This is a genomic window from Paracidovorax avenae ATCC 19860 (assembly GCF_000176855.2).
Classification (GTDB): domain Bacteria; phylum Pseudomonadota; class Gammaproteobacteria; order Burkholderiales; family Burkholderiaceae_C; genus Paracidovorax; species Paracidovorax avenae.
In genome coordinates, this window is record NC_015138.1 from 1,770,786 (window position 1) to 1,787,476 (window position 16,691).

The 16,691-nt window shown below is 70.4% G+C and carries 15 protein-coding genes and 1 CRISPR repeat array; of the genes, 10 read left to right on the forward strand and 5 right to left on the reverse strand.

Annotated features, from left to right (window positions below; all coding sequences use genetic code 11):
* Window positions 1–141: 141 nt before the first annotated feature.
* Entirely contained in the window at window positions 142–1,620 is a 1,479-nt protein-coding gene (locus tag ACAV_RS07835) for a cobyric acid synthase (protein WP_013594032.1), read from the forward strand.
* A gap of 56 nt (window positions 1,621–1,676) precedes the next feature.
* Window positions 1,677–2,750 (forward strand): nicotinate-nucleotide--dimethylbenzimidazole phosphoribosyltransferase, encoded by a 1,074-nt coding sequence (gene cobT / locus ACAV_RS07840; RefSeq protein ID WP_041829053.1) that lies wholly within the window; start codon window positions 1,677–1,679, stop codon window positions 2,748–2,750.
* Here the strand turns inward: cobT and ACAV_RS07845 are convergent, their stop codons facing one another.
* Window positions 2,751–3,131, reverse strand: a complete 381-nt coding sequence (locus tag ACAV_RS07845; protein ID WP_013594034.1) for a hypothetical protein — start codon at window positions 3,129–3,131, stop codon at window positions 2,751–2,753.
* A gap of 16 nt (window positions 3,132–3,147) precedes the next feature.
* On the reverse strand, window positions 3,148–3,795 hold the full coding sequence (locus tag ACAV_RS07850) for a hypothetical protein (RefSeq protein WP_013594035.1): 648 nt from the start codon (window positions 3,793–3,795) through the stop codon (window positions 3,148–3,150).
* 289 nt (window positions 3,796–4,084) lie between these two features.
* Here ACAV_RS07850 and ACAV_RS07855 point away from each other — a divergent pair, with 289 nt between their 5' ends.
* From ACAV_RS07855 to ACAV_RS07880, 6 genes are all read left to right on the forward strand, one after another.
* A complete protein-coding gene (locus tag ACAV_RS07855) occupies window positions 4,085–5,164 on the forward strand; it encodes an ABC transporter ATP-binding protein (RefSeq protein WP_041828641.1) in 1,080 nt (359 codons plus the stop codon).
* A 62-nt stretch (window positions 5,165–5,226) separates the two neighbouring features.
* Window positions 5,227–6,513, forward strand: coding sequence for an ABC transporter substrate-binding protein (locus ACAV_RS07860; RefSeq protein WP_013594037.1), 1,287 nt, complete (start codon window positions 5,227–5,229; stop codon window positions 6,511–6,513).
* 260 nt (window positions 6,514–6,773) lie between these two features.
* Window positions 6,774–7,649, forward strand: a complete 876-nt coding sequence (locus tag ACAV_RS07865) for an ABC transporter permease (RefSeq protein WP_013594038.1) — start codon at window positions 6,774–6,776, stop codon at window positions 7,647–7,649.
* Window positions 7,649–8,536 carry an ABC transporter permease gene (locus tag ACAV_RS07870; protein WP_013594039.1) on the forward strand — a complete coding sequence of 296 codons (888 nt, stop codon included), beginning with the start codon at window positions 7,649–7,651 and terminating at the stop codon, window positions 8,534–8,536. The genes ACAV_RS07865 and ACAV_RS07870 overlap by 1 nt, the downstream gene beginning before the upstream one ends.
* A complete protein-coding gene (locus ACAV_RS07875) occupies window positions 8,533–9,351 on the forward strand; it encodes a GntR family transcriptional regulator (RefSeq protein ID WP_013594040.1) in 819 nt (272 codons plus the stop codon). Before ACAV_RS07870 ends, ACAV_RS07875 begins: the two co-directional genes overlap by 4 nt.
* Complete coding sequence (locus ACAV_RS07880) at window positions 9,348–10,127, forward strand: aspartate/glutamate racemase family protein (RefSeq protein ID WP_013594041.1); 780 nt, start codon at window positions 9,348–9,350, stop codon at window positions 10,125–10,127. The genes ACAV_RS07875 and ACAV_RS07880 overlap by 4 nt, the downstream gene beginning before the upstream one ends.
* A gap of 21 nt (window positions 10,128–10,148) precedes the next feature.
* Here the strand turns inward: ACAV_RS07880 and ACAV_RS07885 are convergent, their stop codons facing one another.
* Together ACAV_RS07885 and ACAV_RS07890 are read right to left on the reverse strand one after the other, a co-directional pair.
* Complete coding sequence (locus ACAV_RS07885) at window positions 10,149–10,622, reverse strand: hypothetical protein (protein ID WP_225981550.1); 474 nt, start codon at window positions 10,620–10,622, stop codon at window positions 10,149–10,151.
* Between the two features lie 275 nt (window positions 10,623–10,897).
* Window positions 10,898–12,226 carry an MFS family transporter gene (locus tag ACAV_RS07890; protein WP_013594043.1) on the reverse strand — a complete coding sequence of 443 codons (1,329 nt, stop codon included), beginning with the start codon at window positions 12,224–12,226 and terminating at the stop codon, window positions 10,898–10,900.
* A 353-nt stretch (window positions 12,227–12,579) separates the two neighbouring features.
* On the opposite strand from ACAV_RS07890, the gene ACAV_RS07895 reads away from it, so the two are divergent.
* Window positions 12,580–13,608 (forward strand): YcjF family protein, encoded by a 1,029-nt coding sequence (locus ACAV_RS07895; protein WP_013594044.1) that lies wholly within the window; start codon window positions 12,580–12,582, stop codon window positions 13,606–13,608.
* Window positions 13,608–14,168: a GNAT family N-acetyltransferase gene (locus ACAV_RS07900; protein WP_013594045.1), complete on the forward strand. Its 561-nt coding sequence runs from the start codon at window positions 13,608–13,610 to the stop codon at window positions 14,166–14,168. The genes ACAV_RS07895 and ACAV_RS07900 overlap by 1 nt, the downstream gene beginning before the upstream one ends.
* A 293-nt stretch (window positions 14,169–14,461) precedes the next feature.
* Window positions 14,462–15,829: direct repeats of the CRISPR family, unit length 32 nt; unit sequence GTTTCAACCCACGCGCCCGCACAGGGCGCGAC.
* Window positions 15,830–16,049: 220 nt separating this feature from the next.
* Here the strand turns inward: ACAV_RS07900 and nth are convergent.
* Entirely contained in the window at window positions 16,050–16,688 is a 639-nt protein-coding gene (gene nth / locus ACAV_RS07905) for an endonuclease III (RefSeq protein WP_013594046.1), read from the reverse strand.
* Between the last annotated feature and the right edge of the window lie 3 nt (window positions 16,689–16,691).

Sequence of the window (16,691 nt, forward strand, 5' to 3'; positions counted from 1 at the left end):
CGCCCACCCTGCCTGCCGCCGTGCCGTGATCCCCATCCCAGACCATCCCCGTCCCGCATCCGAACGGTTCCGCCGGCCCGCGCGCGCGACCCGCCACCCGCGTGCAGGCCGATGGCCAGACTGCAACCTGCCGGGGGCCGCATGACCGCCCGCTGCATCATGGTGCTCGGCACCTCCAGCGGCGCCGGCAAGAGCTGGCTCGCCACCGCGCTGTGCCGCTGGTTCAGCGACCAGGGCCTGCGCGTCGCGCCGTTCAAGGCGCAGAACATGAGCAACAACGCGCGCGTGGTGGCGGCGCCGGGAGGAGGGCAGGGCGAGATCGGCAGCGCGCAGTATTTCCAGGCGCTGGCCGCGCGCGCCGAGCCCGAGGTGCGCATGAACCCGGTGCTGCTCAAGCCCGAGGCGGACACGCGCAGCCAGGTGGTGCTGATGGGGCAGGTGAGCGAAGAACTCACGCGCATGCCCTGGCGCGGGCGCAGCGTGCACGTCTGGCCGCACGTGGCCACGGCGCTCGATGCGCTGCGGGCCGAAAACGACGTCGTGGTGATCGAAGGCGCGGGCTCGCCGGCCGAGATCAACCTGCACGCGAACGACATCGTCAACATGCGCGTGGCGCGGCATGCGGGCGCGCACGCGCTGCTGGTGACCGACATCGACCGCGGCGGCGCCTTCGCCCACCTCTACGGCACCTGGGCGCTGCTGCCCGAGGACGAGCGCGCGCTGATCCAGGGCTTCGTGCTCAACAAGTTCCGCGGCGACGCCGCGCTGCTCGCGCCTGCGCCGGACATGCTGCGCGAGCGCACGGGCGTGCCCACGGTGGCCACCATCCCCATGCAGTGGCGCCACGGCCTGCCGGAAGAGGACGGCGTGTTCGACGATGCCGGCCACGTGCGCGCGGGCGCCGGTGGCGCGGTGCACACGACCGTGGCGGTGGTGGCGTATCCGCGCATCAGCAACCTCGACGAGTTCCAGCCGCTCAAGGGCGTTCCGGGCCTGCGGCTCGTATGGGCGCGCAGCCCGGCCGAGGTGGCCGGTGCCGACTGGATCGTGCTGCCCGGCTCCAAGGCCACCGCGGCCGACCTGGCCTGGCTGCGCGCCCAGGGGCTGGATGCCGCCATTGCCGCCCACGCCGCGCGCGGCGGCCGCGTGCTGGGCATCTGCGGCGGCCTGCAGATGCTGGGCGAGGCGCTGATCGACACCCATGGCGTGGACGGCAATGCGCCCGGCCTGGGCCTGCTGCCGCTGGTCACTGCGTTCGAGCCGGCCAAGACCGTGCGCCGCACGCGCACCGCCTTCGGCGCGCTGCAGGGCGCCTGGAGCGCGCTCTCGGGCGTGGCGGTGCAGGGCTACGAGATCCACCACGGCCGCACCGCACAGCACCCGGCCATGGCCGCGGCCGGCGATGTGGCGCACCAGGCGATTCCCGGCCTGGCGTGGCAGAACGCGCGCGGCAACGTGCTGGGCCTGTACCTGCACGGCCTGTTCGAGGATGCGGACGCGCTGCGCGCGCTCTTCGGCGCTGACGTGCCCACGCTGGACGCGGTGTTCGACCGGCTGGCGCGCGGCGTGGACGAATGGTTCGACCCCGCCTGGCGCGCGGTGCAGCGCGCCGGCCGATGATGATCGCGGCACCGCGCCCGGCCGCGGTGCGTTTCCTGGAACCCGAAAGCCCCTCCATGACCACGAAGTCCTCCACCCCGGCCGCTGCCACGGCACGGCCCGAAGATGCTGCCCTGGCCGCGCGCCTGCGCCACCGCATGGACCACAAGACCAAGCCGCTGGGCGCGCTCGGCCGGCTCGAAGCGCTGGCCGTGCGCATCGGCTGCATCCTCGGCACCGAGTCGCCGGAACTGAACGCTCCGCAGATGCTGGTCTGCGCGGCGGACCACGGCATCGCCGCGCGCGGCGTCTCGGCCTATCCCAGCGAGGTCACCGCCCAGATGGTGGAGAACTTCCTGGCGGGCGGCGCGGCGGTGAGCGTGCTCGCGCGCCAGCACGGGCTGGCCCTCACGGTGGCCGACTGCGGCGTGGCGGCACCCGTCCCGCCGCGCGACGGTGCCCCGGGCATGCCGCGCCTGCTGAGCCACTGCCGGGTGGCGGCCGGCACCGCCGATGCGTCGGCGGGCCCCGCCATGACGGCGCAGCAGTGCGCCCAGGCCGTGGAGAACGGCCGCTCCATCGTCCGCGCCCTGCCGGGCAATGCGCTGCTGCTGGGAGAGATGGGCATCGGCAACACCTCGGTGGCCAGCCTGCTGCTCGCGCGCCTGTGCGGCATCGCGCTGGAGGACTGCACCGGGGCCGGCACCGGTCTGGACGCCGACGGCATCGCGCGCAAGCGGGCCGTGTTGCGGCAGGCGCTGGAGGCCAATGCTGCCGCCACCGCGCCGCTCGATGCGCTGGCCGCCCTGGGCGGGCTGGAGGTGGCGACCCTCGCGGGCGCCGTGCTGCAGGCCGCGGCGGAGCGCCGCGTGGTCGTGGTCGATGGCTTCATCACCAGCGCCGCGGTGCTGGTGGCCAGCCGGATCGATCCGGCCGTGCTGGACTGCTGCGTGTTCTCGCACCGCTCCGGCGAGCCGGGGCATGCGCACCTGCTCGCGGCGCTGGGCGCCGAGCCGCTGCTGGACCTGGGCCTGCGCCTGGGCGAGGGCTCGGGCGCGGCGCTGGCGTGGCCGCTGCTCGTTTCCGCCTGCGCGATCCTGCGCGAGATGGCGAGCTTCGAGCAGGCCGGCGTTTCGCGCCAGCGCGACTGATCAGGCCGTGGCGCCGGCCTCGCGGCCGGCCATCTCCTGCAGCAGTGCCACCAGCGGGTCGTCCGGCAGGGGCTGGTGCGTTTCGGGCCGGCGCGGATCCCAGCCAGGGTTGTGGCGGTTGAGCCAGGCCCCGGCGACGAACTGGCGCGCGAATTCCCGGCGGGCTTCCTCGCCGGGCGCCTCTGCCGAAGCGTTGGCCCCATCGCCCTGCGAAGCCAGCAGCGCCTGCTCCACCTCCGCCACGGCCTGGCTGAAATCGCGCAGCACGTAGCGCGCGAGCAGCGCCCGCGCGTCGAAGGGTTCGCCGGGGCTGTCCGGCGGCATCACGAAAGCGGGCAGGGCGGTGCGGGCCGGGGCATCCGGCGCGGTGGTGGCGTCCATGGGGCGGGGCCTTTCCTCAGAAGAAGTGGGGGAAGCTCACGAAAGTGCTGAATGCGGAGAACGGGTTCAGCCGGTGCGAGAAGTAATCCAGCGCCGCCATGGGCGACATCAGCGTGGACTGCAGCATCGATGCGCCGTAGATGAAGGAGTTGAGCGACCGCCCACCCGAAGCCCCCACGCCGTGCGCCGGCGCCTGGTAGTGGAAGGCGCTGCTCTGCTGCGCCAGATGGTGCGGGTTGAATTGCTGGAACGCCGGCAGCGCATGGCCCGCCGTCGGGTAGGCCGCGTGGCCCCCGTGGCCCATCCCGTAGTGCGGCGCGGCGTAGGCAGGCGGCTGGAAAGCCTGGAAATGCATCGGCGGCGGCATGTGCGCGGGCGGCTGCAGGTGGGCGGCATGCCCGAAGCCGTGCGCCGGCCCGTGCAGGGCCGCACCGGGGTGGAAGCCCCGGCTGGCATGCCCGTGCTGCGCCATGCCGGGCAGCGCGGAGCGGGGTTGCATGCCGGCACCACCGTGCGCGGCCTGCATGCCGCCGCGCCCGAACAGGCCGGTGCTGCTGGACAAAACGGAACGCGGGCGCTCGGGCGCGGATTCGGGAGCGAAGGTGGAGTGGCGTGCCGCGGCAGGCGCCACGCCGGTGGAATGTCTGAACCGGACATCGGTCATGGGAAGCTCCAATCGGGTCTGCAGGAGCGGTACGCCGCCCCCGCTGTACTGTTGGGCGCGATGATCGCCGCGCGGCCCTGCCCGCCGGGCTCCCGACCCGAAGCCGCGTGCCGCCCCGCGAAGCGGCGGGGCGCCCCCGCCTGGCGCCGGCTTCGCCCGTTCCCCGCCCATTCCCGGTGCGTGCGCCGCCACCCTGGTGCGTGGCATGCAGTTGGGTGGCGTGATTTGTATACAAAACGGTGCGCAAACCGTATGCGGCGCTGGCATGCGGTTTGCGTACTGCCAGCGCATGGACGCCCCCACCCTTGCTCCGGCACCCGCCGCCATCGAGATCGTCGCGCTGACCAAGCGCTATGCCTCCGGCCAGCCCGCGGTCGATGGCATCGACCTGCGCATCGCGAGCGGCAGCTACTGCTGCCTGCTGGGCCCGTCGGGGTGCGGCAAGAGCACCACGCTGCGCATGATCGCCGGGCACGAGTCGGTCACCAGCGGCGACGTGCTGCTCGACAACCGCAACATCACCGACCTGCCCGCCGCCGCGCGCGGCACGGCCATGATGTTCCAGAGCTTCGCCCTGTTCCCGCACCTCACGGCGCTGGACAACGTGGCCTTCAGCCTCAAGATGAAGTGCGTCGGCCGTGCCGAGCGCCACCGGCGCGCGCAGGACCTGCTGGAGCGCGTGGCCATGGGCCATCTGGCCCAGCGCAAGCCGGGCGAGCTTTCCGGCGGGCAGCAGCAGCGCGTGGCGCTGGCGCGCGCGCTCATTACCGAGCCGCGCGTGCTGCTGCTCGACGAGCCGCTGTCCGCGCTCGATCCGTTCCTGCGCGTGCAGATGCGCGCCGAGCTGCGGCGCTGGCAGAAGGAGCTGGGCCTGACCTTCATCCACGTCACGCATTCGCAGGAAGAGGCCATGGCCCTGGCCGACACCATGGTGGTGATGAACCACGGCCGCATCGAGCAGGCCGGCTCGCCGCACGACATCTACAACCGCCCCGCCAGCGAATTCGTCGCGCGCTTCATGGGCGGCCACAACGTACTGGCCACCCCCGCCGGTCCCGTGGGCGTGCGCACCGACCGCATCCGCATCGATCCGCCCGGCACGCCGCTGCCCGCAGGCGGCATGCACCTCGCGGCCCGCGTGACGGACGTCGAATACCAGGGCACGCACGTGCTCATCGGACTGCGGGACGAGGTTCCGCCCGCGCTGCCGGGCGCCGGCGCGCAGGCCGGCCCCGCCACCGCGACCGCCGCCTATTCGGCCATGGTGTCCGAGCAGGCCTTCGCCGCGCGTCCCTGGCAGGTGGGGGACGCGGCCCTGCTGCACTGGACCGCCGATATCGCCCACCCGCTGGGCCCCGCGCCGCACTGACCGGCCGGCCCGCCTTCCCCTTCTGCATTCCCTGTCCCCGTCCCCAACCAAGGAGCTGATCCATGTCCGACGTGATTTCCGATTCCCCGTCCTCCGCCGATGGCCCGGCGCTGCGCCGCCGCACGCTGCTGCAGGGCACGGCGGGCATCCTCGCCGCGGGCGTGTTCCCGGCCATCCATGCGCAGGAGAAGATCGTGCTGCGCTACCTCGGCACGGCGGTGAACCAGGACAAGGCCATCGCCGAGAAGTTCAAGGCCGACACCGGCATCGAGATCCAGTACGTGGCCGTCACCACCGACGACGTCACCAAGCGCGCGGTGACCGCGCCCAACAGCTTCGACCTGATCGATACCGAATACTTCTCGCTCAAGAAGATCGTGCCCACGGGCAATCTCAAGGGCATCGACACCAGGCGCATCAAGAACGCCGACAAGATCACCACGCTCTTCACCCAGGGCACCGTCGCCGGCAAGGCCGTGGGCGACCAGGGCACGGCACCCAAGAAAGTGATGTTCCTCGAAGGCGAGAAGAGCAAGGTCTTCGCGAAATCGCCCACGCAGTTCATGTCGCTGATCCCCACCGTGTACAACGCCGACACGCTGGGCATCCGGCCCGACCTCATCAAGCGCCCCATCTCCTCCTGGGCCGAGCTGCTGAACCCCGAATTCAAGGGCAAGGCCGCCATCCTCAACATCCCCTCGATCGGCATCATGGACGCGGCCATGGTGGTGGAGGCCATGGGCCTCTACAAGTACCCCGACAAGGGCAACATGACCAAGAAGGAGATCGACCTCACGATCAAGACGCTGATCGAGGCCAAGAAGGCCGGCCAGTTCCGCGCGCTGTGGAAGGACTTCAACGAGAGCGTCAACCTCATGGCCTCCGGCGAGGTGGTGATCCAGTCCATGTGGAGCCCCGCCGTCACCGCCGTGCGCACCAAGGGCATCGCCTGCAACTTCCAGCCGCTCAAGGAAGGCTATCGCGCCTGGGCGGCCGGCTTCGGCGTGCCCGCCACGCTCTCGGGCCGCAAGCTCGACGGCGCCTACGAGTTCATCAACTGGTTCCTCGACGGCTGGGCCGGCGCCTACCTGAACCGCCAGGGCTACTACAGCGCCGTGCTGGAAACCGCCAAGGCCAAGATGGAGCCTTACGAGTGGGCCTACTGGATGGAAGGCAAGCCCGCCGAGAAGGACATCCTGAGCCCGCAGGGCCAGGTGCTCGCCAAGGCCGGCACCGTGCGCGACGGCGGCAGCTACGAGGCCCGCATGGGCGCCATCGCCTGCTGGAACGCGGTGATGGACGAGAACAACTACATGGTCCAGAAGTGGAACGAGTTCGTTGCGGCATGAGGGCTACCCCCTGAGCGGCTGGCGCCGCTTCCCCCTTCTCTCGCCGCGCTGCGCGCGGCGAGAGAAGGGGGACCACGCTGGTGGCCGGGTGAAGCCCGTTCCACGGCGTGTGCTGGCTTGGCCTGCTCCGCGGCCTTCTGATGGGTGAGGCTCTGCCTTTCCGGAGGGCGCGCCCGGTGCCGCGGTCTTGGGATGTTCCTGTTGCTTCTCTGTTCAGGGTTCTTATGAGCACTGCCGTTTCTCCTCCTATTGCTGCCCGCATGCCGGCGAAGCAGGGTGTTGCCGCCTGGTGGCAGGCGGCGCCGCTCACGCTGGTGTTCGTGCTGTTCTTCCTGGTGCCGCTGGGGCTGGTGCTGATGGTGAGCTTCTGGGATTTCAGCGAGTACGAGCTGCTGCCCGGGTTCACGTTCAAGAACTACGTGTCCATCTTCGAAGGGTGCGGCAACCTGGGGCAGTTGTGTGTCACGCTGGGCACCTACCTCTCCACGCTCAAGTTCAGCCTGCTGGTGTGGGGCATCACGCTGGTGCTGGGGTTCGCGGTGGCGTATTTCCTGGCGTTCCACGTGCGGTCGGCGGGGCTGCAGACGCTGCTGTTCGTGCTCTGCACCATTCCGTTCTGGACGTCGAACGTGATCCGCATGATCTCCTGGGTGCCGCTGCTCGGGCGCAATGGCCTGGTGAACCAGACGCTGATGCAGATGCGCCTGATCGATTCGCCCATCGAGTGGCTGCTGTTCTCGGATTTCTCGGTGGTGCTCGCGTTCGTGCACCTCTACACCATGTTCATGATCGTGCCCATCTTCAACAGCATGATGCGCATCGACCGCAGCCTGATCGAAGCCGCGGGCGACGCGGGCGCGAGCGGCTGGCAGACGCTGTGGAACGTGGTCGTGCCGCTGTCGCGCACCGGCATCGTCATCGGATCTATCTTCGTCATCACCATCGTCATGGGCGACTTCGTCACCATCGGCGTGATGGGCGGGCAGCAGATCGCCTCGGTGGGCAAGATCATCCAGGTGCAGACCTCGTACCTGCAGTTCCCGCTCGCGGCCGCCAACGCGGTGATCCTGCTGGCGATCGTGCTGATGATCATCTGGGGCCTCACCCGCCTCGTGGACCTGCGCAAGGAGCTGTGATGGCCCGTCCCCGCGAACCCCGCCCGGCCAGCTTCTGGCCGCTCGCTTGCGTCTTCGCCCTGTTCGTGCTGTTCATGTACGGGCCGATGCTGGTGATCTTCATCCTGAGCTTCCAGGGCCCCGAGGGCGGCCTCACCTTCCCGCTGCGCGGGCTGTCGCTGCACTGGTTCCGCCAGCTCGCCGAAGGCCTCGGCGTGGTGGACATCGGCGCGGCGCTGCGCCGCTCGCTGGTCCTGGGCCTGGCCGTGATGGCCTGCACCGTGGCGTTCTCGGTGCTGGCGGGGCTGGCTTTCCGCAAGCGCCTCGCGGGCGGCAACCTGCTGTTCCTCATGGTGGTGGCCAGCCTCATCATGCCGTCCATCATCGTGTCGCTCGGCATCGGGCTGGAGTTCCGCCTGATCGACACCGGCGCCAAGGCGGTGCTGGAGCGGCTGGGCTGGCAGGAGGTGCTGGAGGGCTATGGCACCTCGCTGGGCCTCTTCACCTCCGCGCTGGGCGCGCACCTCACCTGGACGCTGCCCTTCGGCCTGCTCATCATGTTCGCCGTGTTCAACCGCTTCAATCCGGCCTACGAAGAGGCTGCGCGCGACCTGGGCGCCACGCCCTGGCAGGGCTTCCGGCACGTGGTGCTGCCGCTCATCGCGCCCTCGGTGGTGGGCATCGGCATGTTCGGGTTCACGCTGAGCTGGGACGAGATCGCGCGGACCTCCCAGGCGATCGGCGACGTGAACACGTTGCCGCTCGAACTGCAGGGCCTCACCACCACCGTCACCACCCCCGCCATCTACGCATTGGGCACGGTGACCACCGTGGTCTCGTTCGCGGTCATGGGTGCGGCGCTTTCGCTGGCCTGGATGCTGCGGCGGCGCGGAGGGCGCGCACGATGAGCACCGGCCTGCCGCCGCGGCGGCGCAACTCCGGCAGCGCGGCCAGCGCCAGGGCTGCGGCGCGCCCGGCCAGGCCCTGGCCGGCCGGCGAGGAGCCCGGTGAGGAACCCGGCAGCGGTGCCGAGGGGCTGAGCGACCAGCAGATGTACGAACGCATGGTCTCCGCCATCCTGGACCACCGCCTGCCGCCCGGCACCAAGCTCGTGGAAGACAAGCTGGCCCTGGCCTTCGGCGTATCCCGCACCCGGGTGCGGCCGGTGCTCGTGCGCCTGGCCGGCGAGCAGGTGGTGACGCTCACGCCGCGGCGCGGCGCCTCCATCGCCCGCCCCACGGTGGACGAGGCCCGCGAGGTGTTCGAGGCCCGCCGCCTCATCGAGCCGCGCCTCGTCGCGCTCTTCGTGCAGCGCGCCGCGCCCGCCGACGTGGCGCGCCTCGTGGACACCGTGGCGCAGGAGGAGGCGGCCCGCCGGGGCGGCGACATGCGCCGCGCCATCCGCCTCTCGGGCGACTTCCACCTGCACATCGCCCAGGCGGCCGGGCATGCCACCCTGGGCCGCATCCTCAGCGAACTCGTGTCCCGCACCTCGCTCGTCCTCATGGCCTACAGCCCCAGCCATGCCCAGGCGCGCGAGGAGGCCACCGCCTGCGGCTGCCGCGAGCACCGCGCGCTCATCGACGCCATCCGCCTGCGCGACGCGGCGGAGGCCGGCCGGCGCATGCTGGACCACCTCGCTCGCATCGAATCGCAACTGGCGTTCGAGCCGCCGGACGCCGGCGCCCCGGACCTCGTGGAACTGCTCGGGGGCGGCGCATGAGCGGCGCGTCCCCTGCGCCGCAGGGCCATGCGCGCACGCTGCTGGTCATCAATCCCAACACCTCCACCGCCGTCAGCGCGCTGCTACAGCGCCACGTGCAGGGCGCCGCCGGCCCCCATGCGGCCGTGCGCACCGTGACCGCACGCTTCGGCGCGCCCTACATCGCCTGCGAGGCCAGCTACGCCGTCGCCGGCCACGCGGTCCTGGACGCCTGGGCCGAAGCCCTCGCGGCGCCGCAGCCCGTGCCCGACGCCGTGCTGATCGGCTGCTTCGGCGACCCGGGCCTGTTCGCGCTGCGCGAGTGCAGCCCGGCGCCGGTCACCGGGCTGGCCGAGGCGTCCTTCCTGGCGGCCGCGCGCCATGGCCGCTTCGGCATCGTCACGGGCGGGGAGCGGTGGGAGGCCATGCTGCTGCGGCTCGCGCAGGCGCTGGGCCATGCGGACCGGTTGACCGTCATCCGCACCGTGGCCCCTTCGGGTGCGGAACTGGCGGCCGATCCCGCCGGAGCGCAGGCCTTGCTCGCCCGGGCGTGCCAGGCCATGGCGCGCGAGCCCGGCGTGCAGGCCGTGGTGCTGGGCGGGGCAGGGCTCGCGGGCATGGCGAAGGCCGTGCAGCCCCGGGTGGACGTGCCCGTCATCGACAGCGTGGAGGCCGGCGCGTGGTGGACCCTGCAGGCGCCGCGGCCGGCCGGAGGCGGGTCACCCGGCTGCGACGTGGCGTGGCAGAACGTATCGGACGCCCTGTGGAAAATGGGCAGGGGCCGCTCCGGCGATTGACGCTCGGACGGGCGTGCCCGTTCAGCGCCCGGAGGCGTACCACTGCAGGGGTTCGCAGGACGCAGGTTGGTCGCCCGTCCGGATGAACGCGCGCAGGCAGCCCGCATTGCGCTCGATCCGCGAGCGCTCTTTGCTCGGGAGGGATCCCAGGACGGTGTCGGCCGCGAGCGACGACTCATAGAAGCGCACCGCGTGCCGCACATCCGCGCGCATGGTGGCATCCGCACGGGGTTGCCGGGCGTGCATCTGCGCCAGCATGCGGATTTCGGCGTCGGCATACCCTGCCAGCGCCTCGGGCGCAGGATAGCGGACCATGCTCTTGCCGAAGAGCCTGAACGCAGCCGGCCAGTTCCCGCGCTGCATCTGCCGTTCCCCCTGCCGCCGCAATCGTTGCGCCGCCTTCATCGAGCCTGCATCGGGCGACTGCCGCAAATGCTGCACGACGATGCGCGCGTCCCCCGTTTCCTGCTCCGTGAGCAGGCGGTAAGGCTCCACGGAGGCCACTGCACAGGCCGCGGCGCAGCAGAGGCCGGTGCACCACAGTGACCGGGCCCATCGCCACACCGTGGTCCGCCCGCCTGCACACGCCGGCCGTTTCCTGCCCGGCTCCACCGGGCAACTGCCGCCTGCCCGCATGGCATCGGCATACCGCTGTTCTGCCATTTCTCCCTCTCCAGGATCTTGTAGTGAGGGACATTGGAACAGCAGCGGCGGGGCATGGACAAGCGCCCGGCCTTAATGCAACGCCAAGGATCTTCTTGCCAGATCGATCAATGATCGTGGTGCAGATAGCTCGCCTGCCGCGGCAGCCGCAGACTCACCAGGAAAGCCACGACCATCATCGCCGTCACGTACCAGAAGAACGCCGACTCGTGCCCCAGCGTCTTCAGCCCCAGCGCCACGTACTCCGCCGAGCCGCCGAAGATCGCGTTGGCCACCGCGTAGGCCAGGCCCACGCCCAGGGCGCGTACTTCGGGCGGGAACATCTCCGCCTTCACGATGCCGCTGATCGAGGTGTAGAAGCTCACGATGGCCAGCGCCACCACGATCAGCGCGAAGGCGGCCACCGGGCTCGTCACGTGCTGCAGCGTCGTGAGGATCGGCACCGTGCCGATGGCGCCCAGCGCGCCGAACAGCAGCATGTTGTTGCGGCGGCCGATGCGGTCCGACAGCGCCCCGAAAACGGGCTGCATGCACATGTAGAGGAACAGCGCGCCGGTCATCACGTAGCTGGTCGTCTTGATCGGCAGGCCCACCGTGTTCACGAGGTACTTCTGCATGTAGGTCGTGAAGGTGTAGAAGATCAGCGAGCCGCCGGCCGTGTAGCCCAGCACCGTGAAGAAGGCCGCCTTGTGGTGGCGGAAGAGGCCGCCGATGGTGCCGGCGTCGTCCTTCTTCCTGTTCTCGTCGCTTTGCGTCTCGTGCAGCGTGCGGCGCAGCATCAGCGCGACCACCGCCGAGATGGCGCCGATCACGAACGGGATGCGCCAGCCCCAGGCCTTGAGCTCGGCATCGGACAGCAGCGTCTCCAGGATCACGATCACCAGCACCGCCAGCAACTGCCCGCCGATCAGCGTCACGTACTGGAACGACGAGAAGAAGCCGCGCTGGCCACGCAGCGCCACCTCGCTCATGTAGGTGGCCGTGGTGCCGTACTCGCCGCCCACCGACAGGCCCTGGAACAGCCGGCACACCAGCAGCAGGAAGGGCGCCCAGGCACCGATGGCCGCATAGGTGGGCAGGCAGGCGATCACCAGCGAGCCCGCGCACATCATGGTGACCGAGATCAGCATCGAGGTCTTGCGTCCGTAGCGGTCCGCGATGCGGCCGAACAGCCAGCCGCCGATGGGCCGCATGAGGAAGCCCGCGGCGAACACGCCCGCCGTGTTCAGCAGCTGTGCCGTGGGATCGGATTTCGGGAAGAACGCCGGCGCGAAATACAGCGCCGCGAACGCATACACGTAGAAATCGAACCATTCCACGAGGTTGCCCGACGAGGCCGCCATGATCGAGAAGACCCGGTGGCGCTTCTCTTCGGCGGTGTAGGCGCGGGGTTCGGGGTGCGGCGTGCCGGCCGCGGAAGGGGTGTGCGTGCTCATGGAGAAGATGCCTTTCTGGCCGCGCGCGCCGCAGGGCCGGCACGCAGAGTGTGTGATGTTGTTTCTGGCCGGCAGGTATTGTGCGAGCGCCGCGGAGGGCTTGATGTCAGTCAACCGCCCATGCGTTCCGGCCCGGCCGCAGCGCACTGCGGTGCTATCGTTCGAGGAGCGTAAATCCGCGGGGAGGCAAGGGGTTCCGGCCTACACCGCTTCGGCATGGGCTGCCGGCGGAGGGAACCAACGGCACCGGCTACGCTCTGTCGGGCAGGCAGCCGTGGCTCCGCCATCGCGTGGCGCGGCGGCCTTCGCTCCCACCCACCACCTTCCACCGTCACCGACAAGGATCCCTTCGCATGCAGCCTGAACAGACCCGCGCCGTCATGACCCTGGCCCTGATGGCCGCCTTCGCCGACGACCACAAGGACGAACGCGAGCGGGAGCACATCCGCGAGCTGGCCCAATCCCTGGGCGCCGCCAGCGGGGCCGATCTGATGAAGACCTACCAGGACGTGCTGCTCGGCCGTGCGCGCCTGGAAGACGCCGTCGCCGCGCTCGAAACGCCCGCGCAGCGCCTGCTGGCCTTCGAGATGGCCGTGGGCGTGTGCGATGCCGACGGCGTCTGCAATGCCCAGGAAAAAGCGTTCCTGGAGCGGCTGCGCGCGGCCCTGGCCATCGCGCCGTCCGATGCCGGCGCCGTCACCGAGCAGGCCGATGCCCTGGCCGGCGCACCTGTGCGGGCCGCGCCCGTGGAGGGAGAGGACGTGCCCCCGGCCGCGCTGGCCGTCGCCGCGGCGCCCGTGGCTTCCGGCGCGGCGGCCGCATCCGCGCAGGACGGCGCGGGCACGCCCGGCCAGCGCGCGGCCTCGGTGAGCGATGCGGAGATCGATTCCATGGTGCTCAATGCCGCCATCCTGAACGGCGCGCTGGAACTGCTGCCGCAGTCGCTCGCCTCCATGGCCATCATCCCGCTGCAGACGCGGCTGGTCTATCGCATCGGCAAGGTCCATGGCTACGAGCTCGACAAGGGCCACATCACCGATTTCCTGGCCACCGTGGGCGTGGGCCTCACCTCGCAGTACGTCGAGCAGTTCGGCCGCAAGCTGGTCGGCGGCCTGCTGGGCAAGGTGATGGGCGGCCTGGGCCGCGCCGTGGGCAGCGCCGCCACCGGGTCCGCATTCTCCTTCGCCACCACCTACGCTCTGGGCAAGGTCGCGCAGCGCTACTACGCCGGTGGCCGCACCCTGGGCACGGATGCGCTCAAGTCCGCCTTCGCGCGCACGGCCGAAGAGGCCAAGGGCCTGCAGCAGCGCTATGCGCCCCAAATCCAGGAGCGCGCCCGCGGCCTGGACGTGGGCAAGCTGCTGAAGGAACTGCGGGCCTGATGGCGGTCGCCGCTGCCCCGCGCCATGTGCAGCCGCACGCCGTGCGGATACGCCTCGCCACGCTGCAGGATGTGGCCCACATGCCGGCCATCGAGCAATCCGCAGCCGGGTTGTTCCGTGGCGCGGCCGGCCTGGAATGGCTGGCCGACGGCCCCGGCATGGCGCGTGCGGAACACGAGCGGCTCATCCTGCGGGGCGCCGTCTGGGTGGCCGAGGCAGCGCCCGGCCACCTGGTCGGCTTTCTGGACGCCGAGGCCTTCGGACAGGAACTGCATCTCTGGGAACTGTCGGTGCACGCGGAATGGCAGCGCAGGGGCATCGGCACGAGGCTTATCCTGGCCGCGCAGGCGCATGCCGCGGCGCAGGGCCTGGTCGCGCTGACGCTGACCACCTTCGCCGACCTGCCGTGGAGCGCGCCGGCCTATGCGAGGCTGGGGTTCCGCCCGGTCTCGTCGCCCGGGCCGCGGCTGCAGGGGGTGATGGACGTGGAGGCTGCCCATGGGTTGCCGGTGGAGCGGCGGGTGGCGATGCGGATGGGGATGCGCGAGCCTGCGATGTGAGAGCGCCCGAAAATGCGTGGGGCGGGGCAGGTCGGGCGGTTGGCCGCATTCACGCACGCACTGCGCTTGGACCGATAACGGACATCTTGCCGCGACGCCTCTCGTCGTTTCAATACGCGCGCCCATACAGGGCGCGACGTTGAACTGCCGACCTACGCCTTGTAAGGGGGTAGTCTCACCCACCCGCCCCTCACTGTGCGCGACGTCGCAAAGCGCGTCACTGATCCACGTTTGGAGCAGTTTTAACCCAAGCACCAACACGCAGTCCTCTCGCAGGATTCCAGCGACACGCCGTTTCTATCCACGCGCCCGCATGGGGCGCGACCTTGAGCGACAGATCCGTTTCCCGCAGCTCGATCTCGTTTCAACCCAGGCGCCCGCACGGGGCGCGACACCAGAGCCACGAGAACAACCTCGCCAAGTTCAAGTTTCAACCCACGCGCCCGCACAAGCCGCGACCCTCAGCAGCGACTGGCGTGGGAGCCCGGAGCGCAGTTTCAACCCACGCGCCCGCACAGGGCGCGACGCTTACCATGTGCTGCCACAGCTAAAACAGGGGCGTTTCAACCCACGCGCCCGCACAGGGCGCGACGACTCGCCGTGGGTCCGTGCTGAGCTTCGGTACGGGTTTCAACCCACGCGCCCGCACAGGGCGCGACGTCAGGGCCACCGCAAAGGCAACCTGCGCAATGGAGTTTCAACCCACGCGCCCGCACAGGGCGCGACTCGGCCTCGGCCCGGATGCCATCCACCAGCGCCCCGTTTCAACCCACGCGCCCGCACAGGGCGCGACTGGCATCCATGCTGCTGCGCGGCAACGGCCGGGCGGTTTCAACCCACGCGCCCGCACAGGGCGCGACTCCCATGGACCTCGCTGAGCAGTCACCCGGAGTGGTTTCAACCCACGCGCCCGCACAGGGCGCGACGCACCAAAGAGGTGGGCAAACAAACCAACATTTACGTTTCAACCCACGCGCCCGCACAGGGCGCGACCTCCCGCCGATCAACCGCACGCTTGCGCTCACGGTGTTTCAACCCACGCGCCCGCACAGGGCGCGACCCAACATGGGGCAATGCCCCATACCCCCAAGTCAGGGTTTCAACCCACGCGCCCGCACAGGGCGCGACCTGCACGGACTGCGTTGGCATGCGCCGCTCACCGAAGTTTCAACCCACGCGCCCGCACAGGGCGCGACGGCTTCCTCGGCCACGCTCGGCACGGCGTTGGCGAGGTTTCAACCCACGCGCCCGCACAGGGCGCGACCGGCCAGCTGGTCCACGCCGCCGATGACGCGCGTGTTTCAACCCACGCGCCCGCACAGGGCGCGACCAGGTTCGCGCGGCTGCTAGTGTCACCCAGGGTAGTTTCAACCCACGCGCCCGCACAGGGCGCGACAGCAGGCCGGCTACTCGTGGCAGGCAGCCAAAGCGTTTCAACCCACGCGCCCGCACAGGGCGCGACGCGACCCAAGAGGCCGCGCAGAAGGGCGCAGCCGTTTCAACCCACGCGCCCGCACAGGGCGCGACGCGCACCTCGTCGAACAGGGCCAGGCCGTCGCGGGTTTCAACCCACGCGCCCGCACAGGGCGCGACGGATGGTGTTCACACCATCGACTACCAGGAGCTGGTGTTTCAACCCACGCGCCCGCACAGGGCGCGACGGCACCTTTATAAACCCGCGCCACTCCAGCCATTTCTCCCACGCATCCGCGAACCCCGCCCAACCGACCCGCAGCCTGCGCGCCCCGTCCGCCACCCAGTAAAAATTCCCTTTGCCCTCAACCACTTGCCCCCGCGCGAACCCCAGGCGGACAAGCCGGTCACTCCCGGTTCGCAACGCCCGGCCAAAAGAAGGAAGGAAGAGAGGAATGGCGCCCGCCCTCAGGGCGCCGGCGTCTTCGGCTGGTAGTCACACCACGGCGCCACCACGCATTCCCAGCAGCGCGGCTTCCTCGCCTGGCAGACGTAGCGGCCCAGCAGGATGAGCCAGTGGTGCGAATCCACGGCATATTCGGCGGGCACGCGTTTCAGCAACTGCATTTCCACGGCCAGCGGGTTCTTGCCGGGGGCGAGGCCCGTGCGGTTGCTCACGCGGAAAATGTGCGTGTCCACCGCCATGGTGGGCTGGCCGAAGGCCACGTTCAGCACCACGTTGGCGGTCTTGCGGCCCACGCCGGGCAGGGCTTCCAGCTCCTCGCGCGTGCGTGGCACGATGCCGCCGTGGCGCTCCACCAGGATGCGGCAGGTCTCCATCAGGTGGCGGGCCTTGCTGCGGTACAGGCCGATGGTCTTGATGTAGCCCTCCAGCCCTTCCAGGCCCAGGTCGAGGATGGCCTGCGGTGTGCCCGCCACCGGGAACAGCTTGCGCGTGGCCTTGTTCACGCCCACGTCGGTGGCCTGGGCCGACAGCAGCACGGCGGCCAGCAGCTCGAAGACGGTGGTGTATTCCAGCTCGGTGTTGGGCTGGGGATTGGCGGCCTTCAGCGCGGCGAAGAAGGGTTCGATCTGCGCGGTCTTCATGGT

What these genes read in the sequence shown, in the direction of transcription:
- ACAV_RS07835 (WP_013594032.1), top strand. Translation starts at nt 142, where the DNA reads ATGACCGCCCGCTGCATCATGGTGCTCGGCACCTCCAGCGGCGCCGGC.
- cobT (WP_041829053.1), top strand. Translation starts at nt 1,677, where the DNA reads ATGACCACGAAGTCCTCCACCCCGGCCGCTGCCACGGCACGGCCCGAA.
- ACAV_RS07845 (WP_013594034.1), bottom strand. Translation starts at nt 3,131, where the DNA reads ATGGACGCCACCACCGCGCCGGATGCCCCGGCCCGCACCGCCCTGCCC.
- ACAV_RS07850 (WP_013594035.1), bottom strand. Translation starts at nt 3,795, where the DNA reads ATGACCGATGTCCGGTTCAGACATTCCACCGGCGTGGCGCCTGCCGCG.
- ACAV_RS07855 (WP_041828641.1), top strand. Translation starts at nt 4,085, where the DNA reads ATGGACGCCCCCACCCTTGCTCCGGCACCCGCCGCCATCGAGATCGTC.
- ACAV_RS07860 (WP_013594037.1), top strand. Translation starts at nt 5,227, where the DNA reads ATGTCCGACGTGATTTCCGATTCCCCGTCCTCCGCCGATGGCCCGGCG.
- ACAV_RS07865 (WP_013594038.1), top strand. Translation starts at nt 6,774, where the DNA reads ATGCCGGCGAAGCAGGGTGTTGCCGCCTGGTGGCAGGCGGCGCCGCTC.
- ACAV_RS07870 (WP_013594039.1), top strand. Translation starts at nt 7,649, where the DNA reads ATGGCCCGTCCCCGCGAACCCCGCCCGGCCAGCTTCTGGCCGCTCGCT.
- ACAV_RS07875 (WP_013594040.1), top strand. Translation starts at nt 8,533, where the DNA reads ATGAGCACCGGCCTGCCGCCGCGGCGGCGCAACTCCGGCAGCGCGGCC.
- ACAV_RS07880 (WP_013594041.1), top strand. Translation starts at nt 9,348, where the DNA reads ATGAGCGGCGCGTCCCCTGCGCCGCAGGGCCATGCGCGCACGCTGCTG.
- ACAV_RS07890 (WP_013594043.1), bottom strand. Translation starts at nt 12,226, where the DNA reads ATGAGCACGCACACCCCTTCCGCGGCCGGCACGCCGCACCCCGAACCC.
- ACAV_RS07895 (WP_013594044.1), top strand. Translation starts at nt 12,580, where the DNA reads ATGCAGCCTGAACAGACCCGCGCCGTCATGACCCTGGCCCTGATGGCC.
- ACAV_RS07900 (WP_013594045.1), top strand. Translation starts at nt 13,608, where the DNA reads ATGGCGGTCGCCGCTGCCCCGCGCCATGTGCAGCCGCACGCCGTGCGG.
- nth (WP_013594046.1), bottom strand. Translation starts at nt 16,688, where the DNA reads ATGAAGACCGCGCAGATCGAACCCTTCTTCGCCGCGCTGAAGGCCGCC.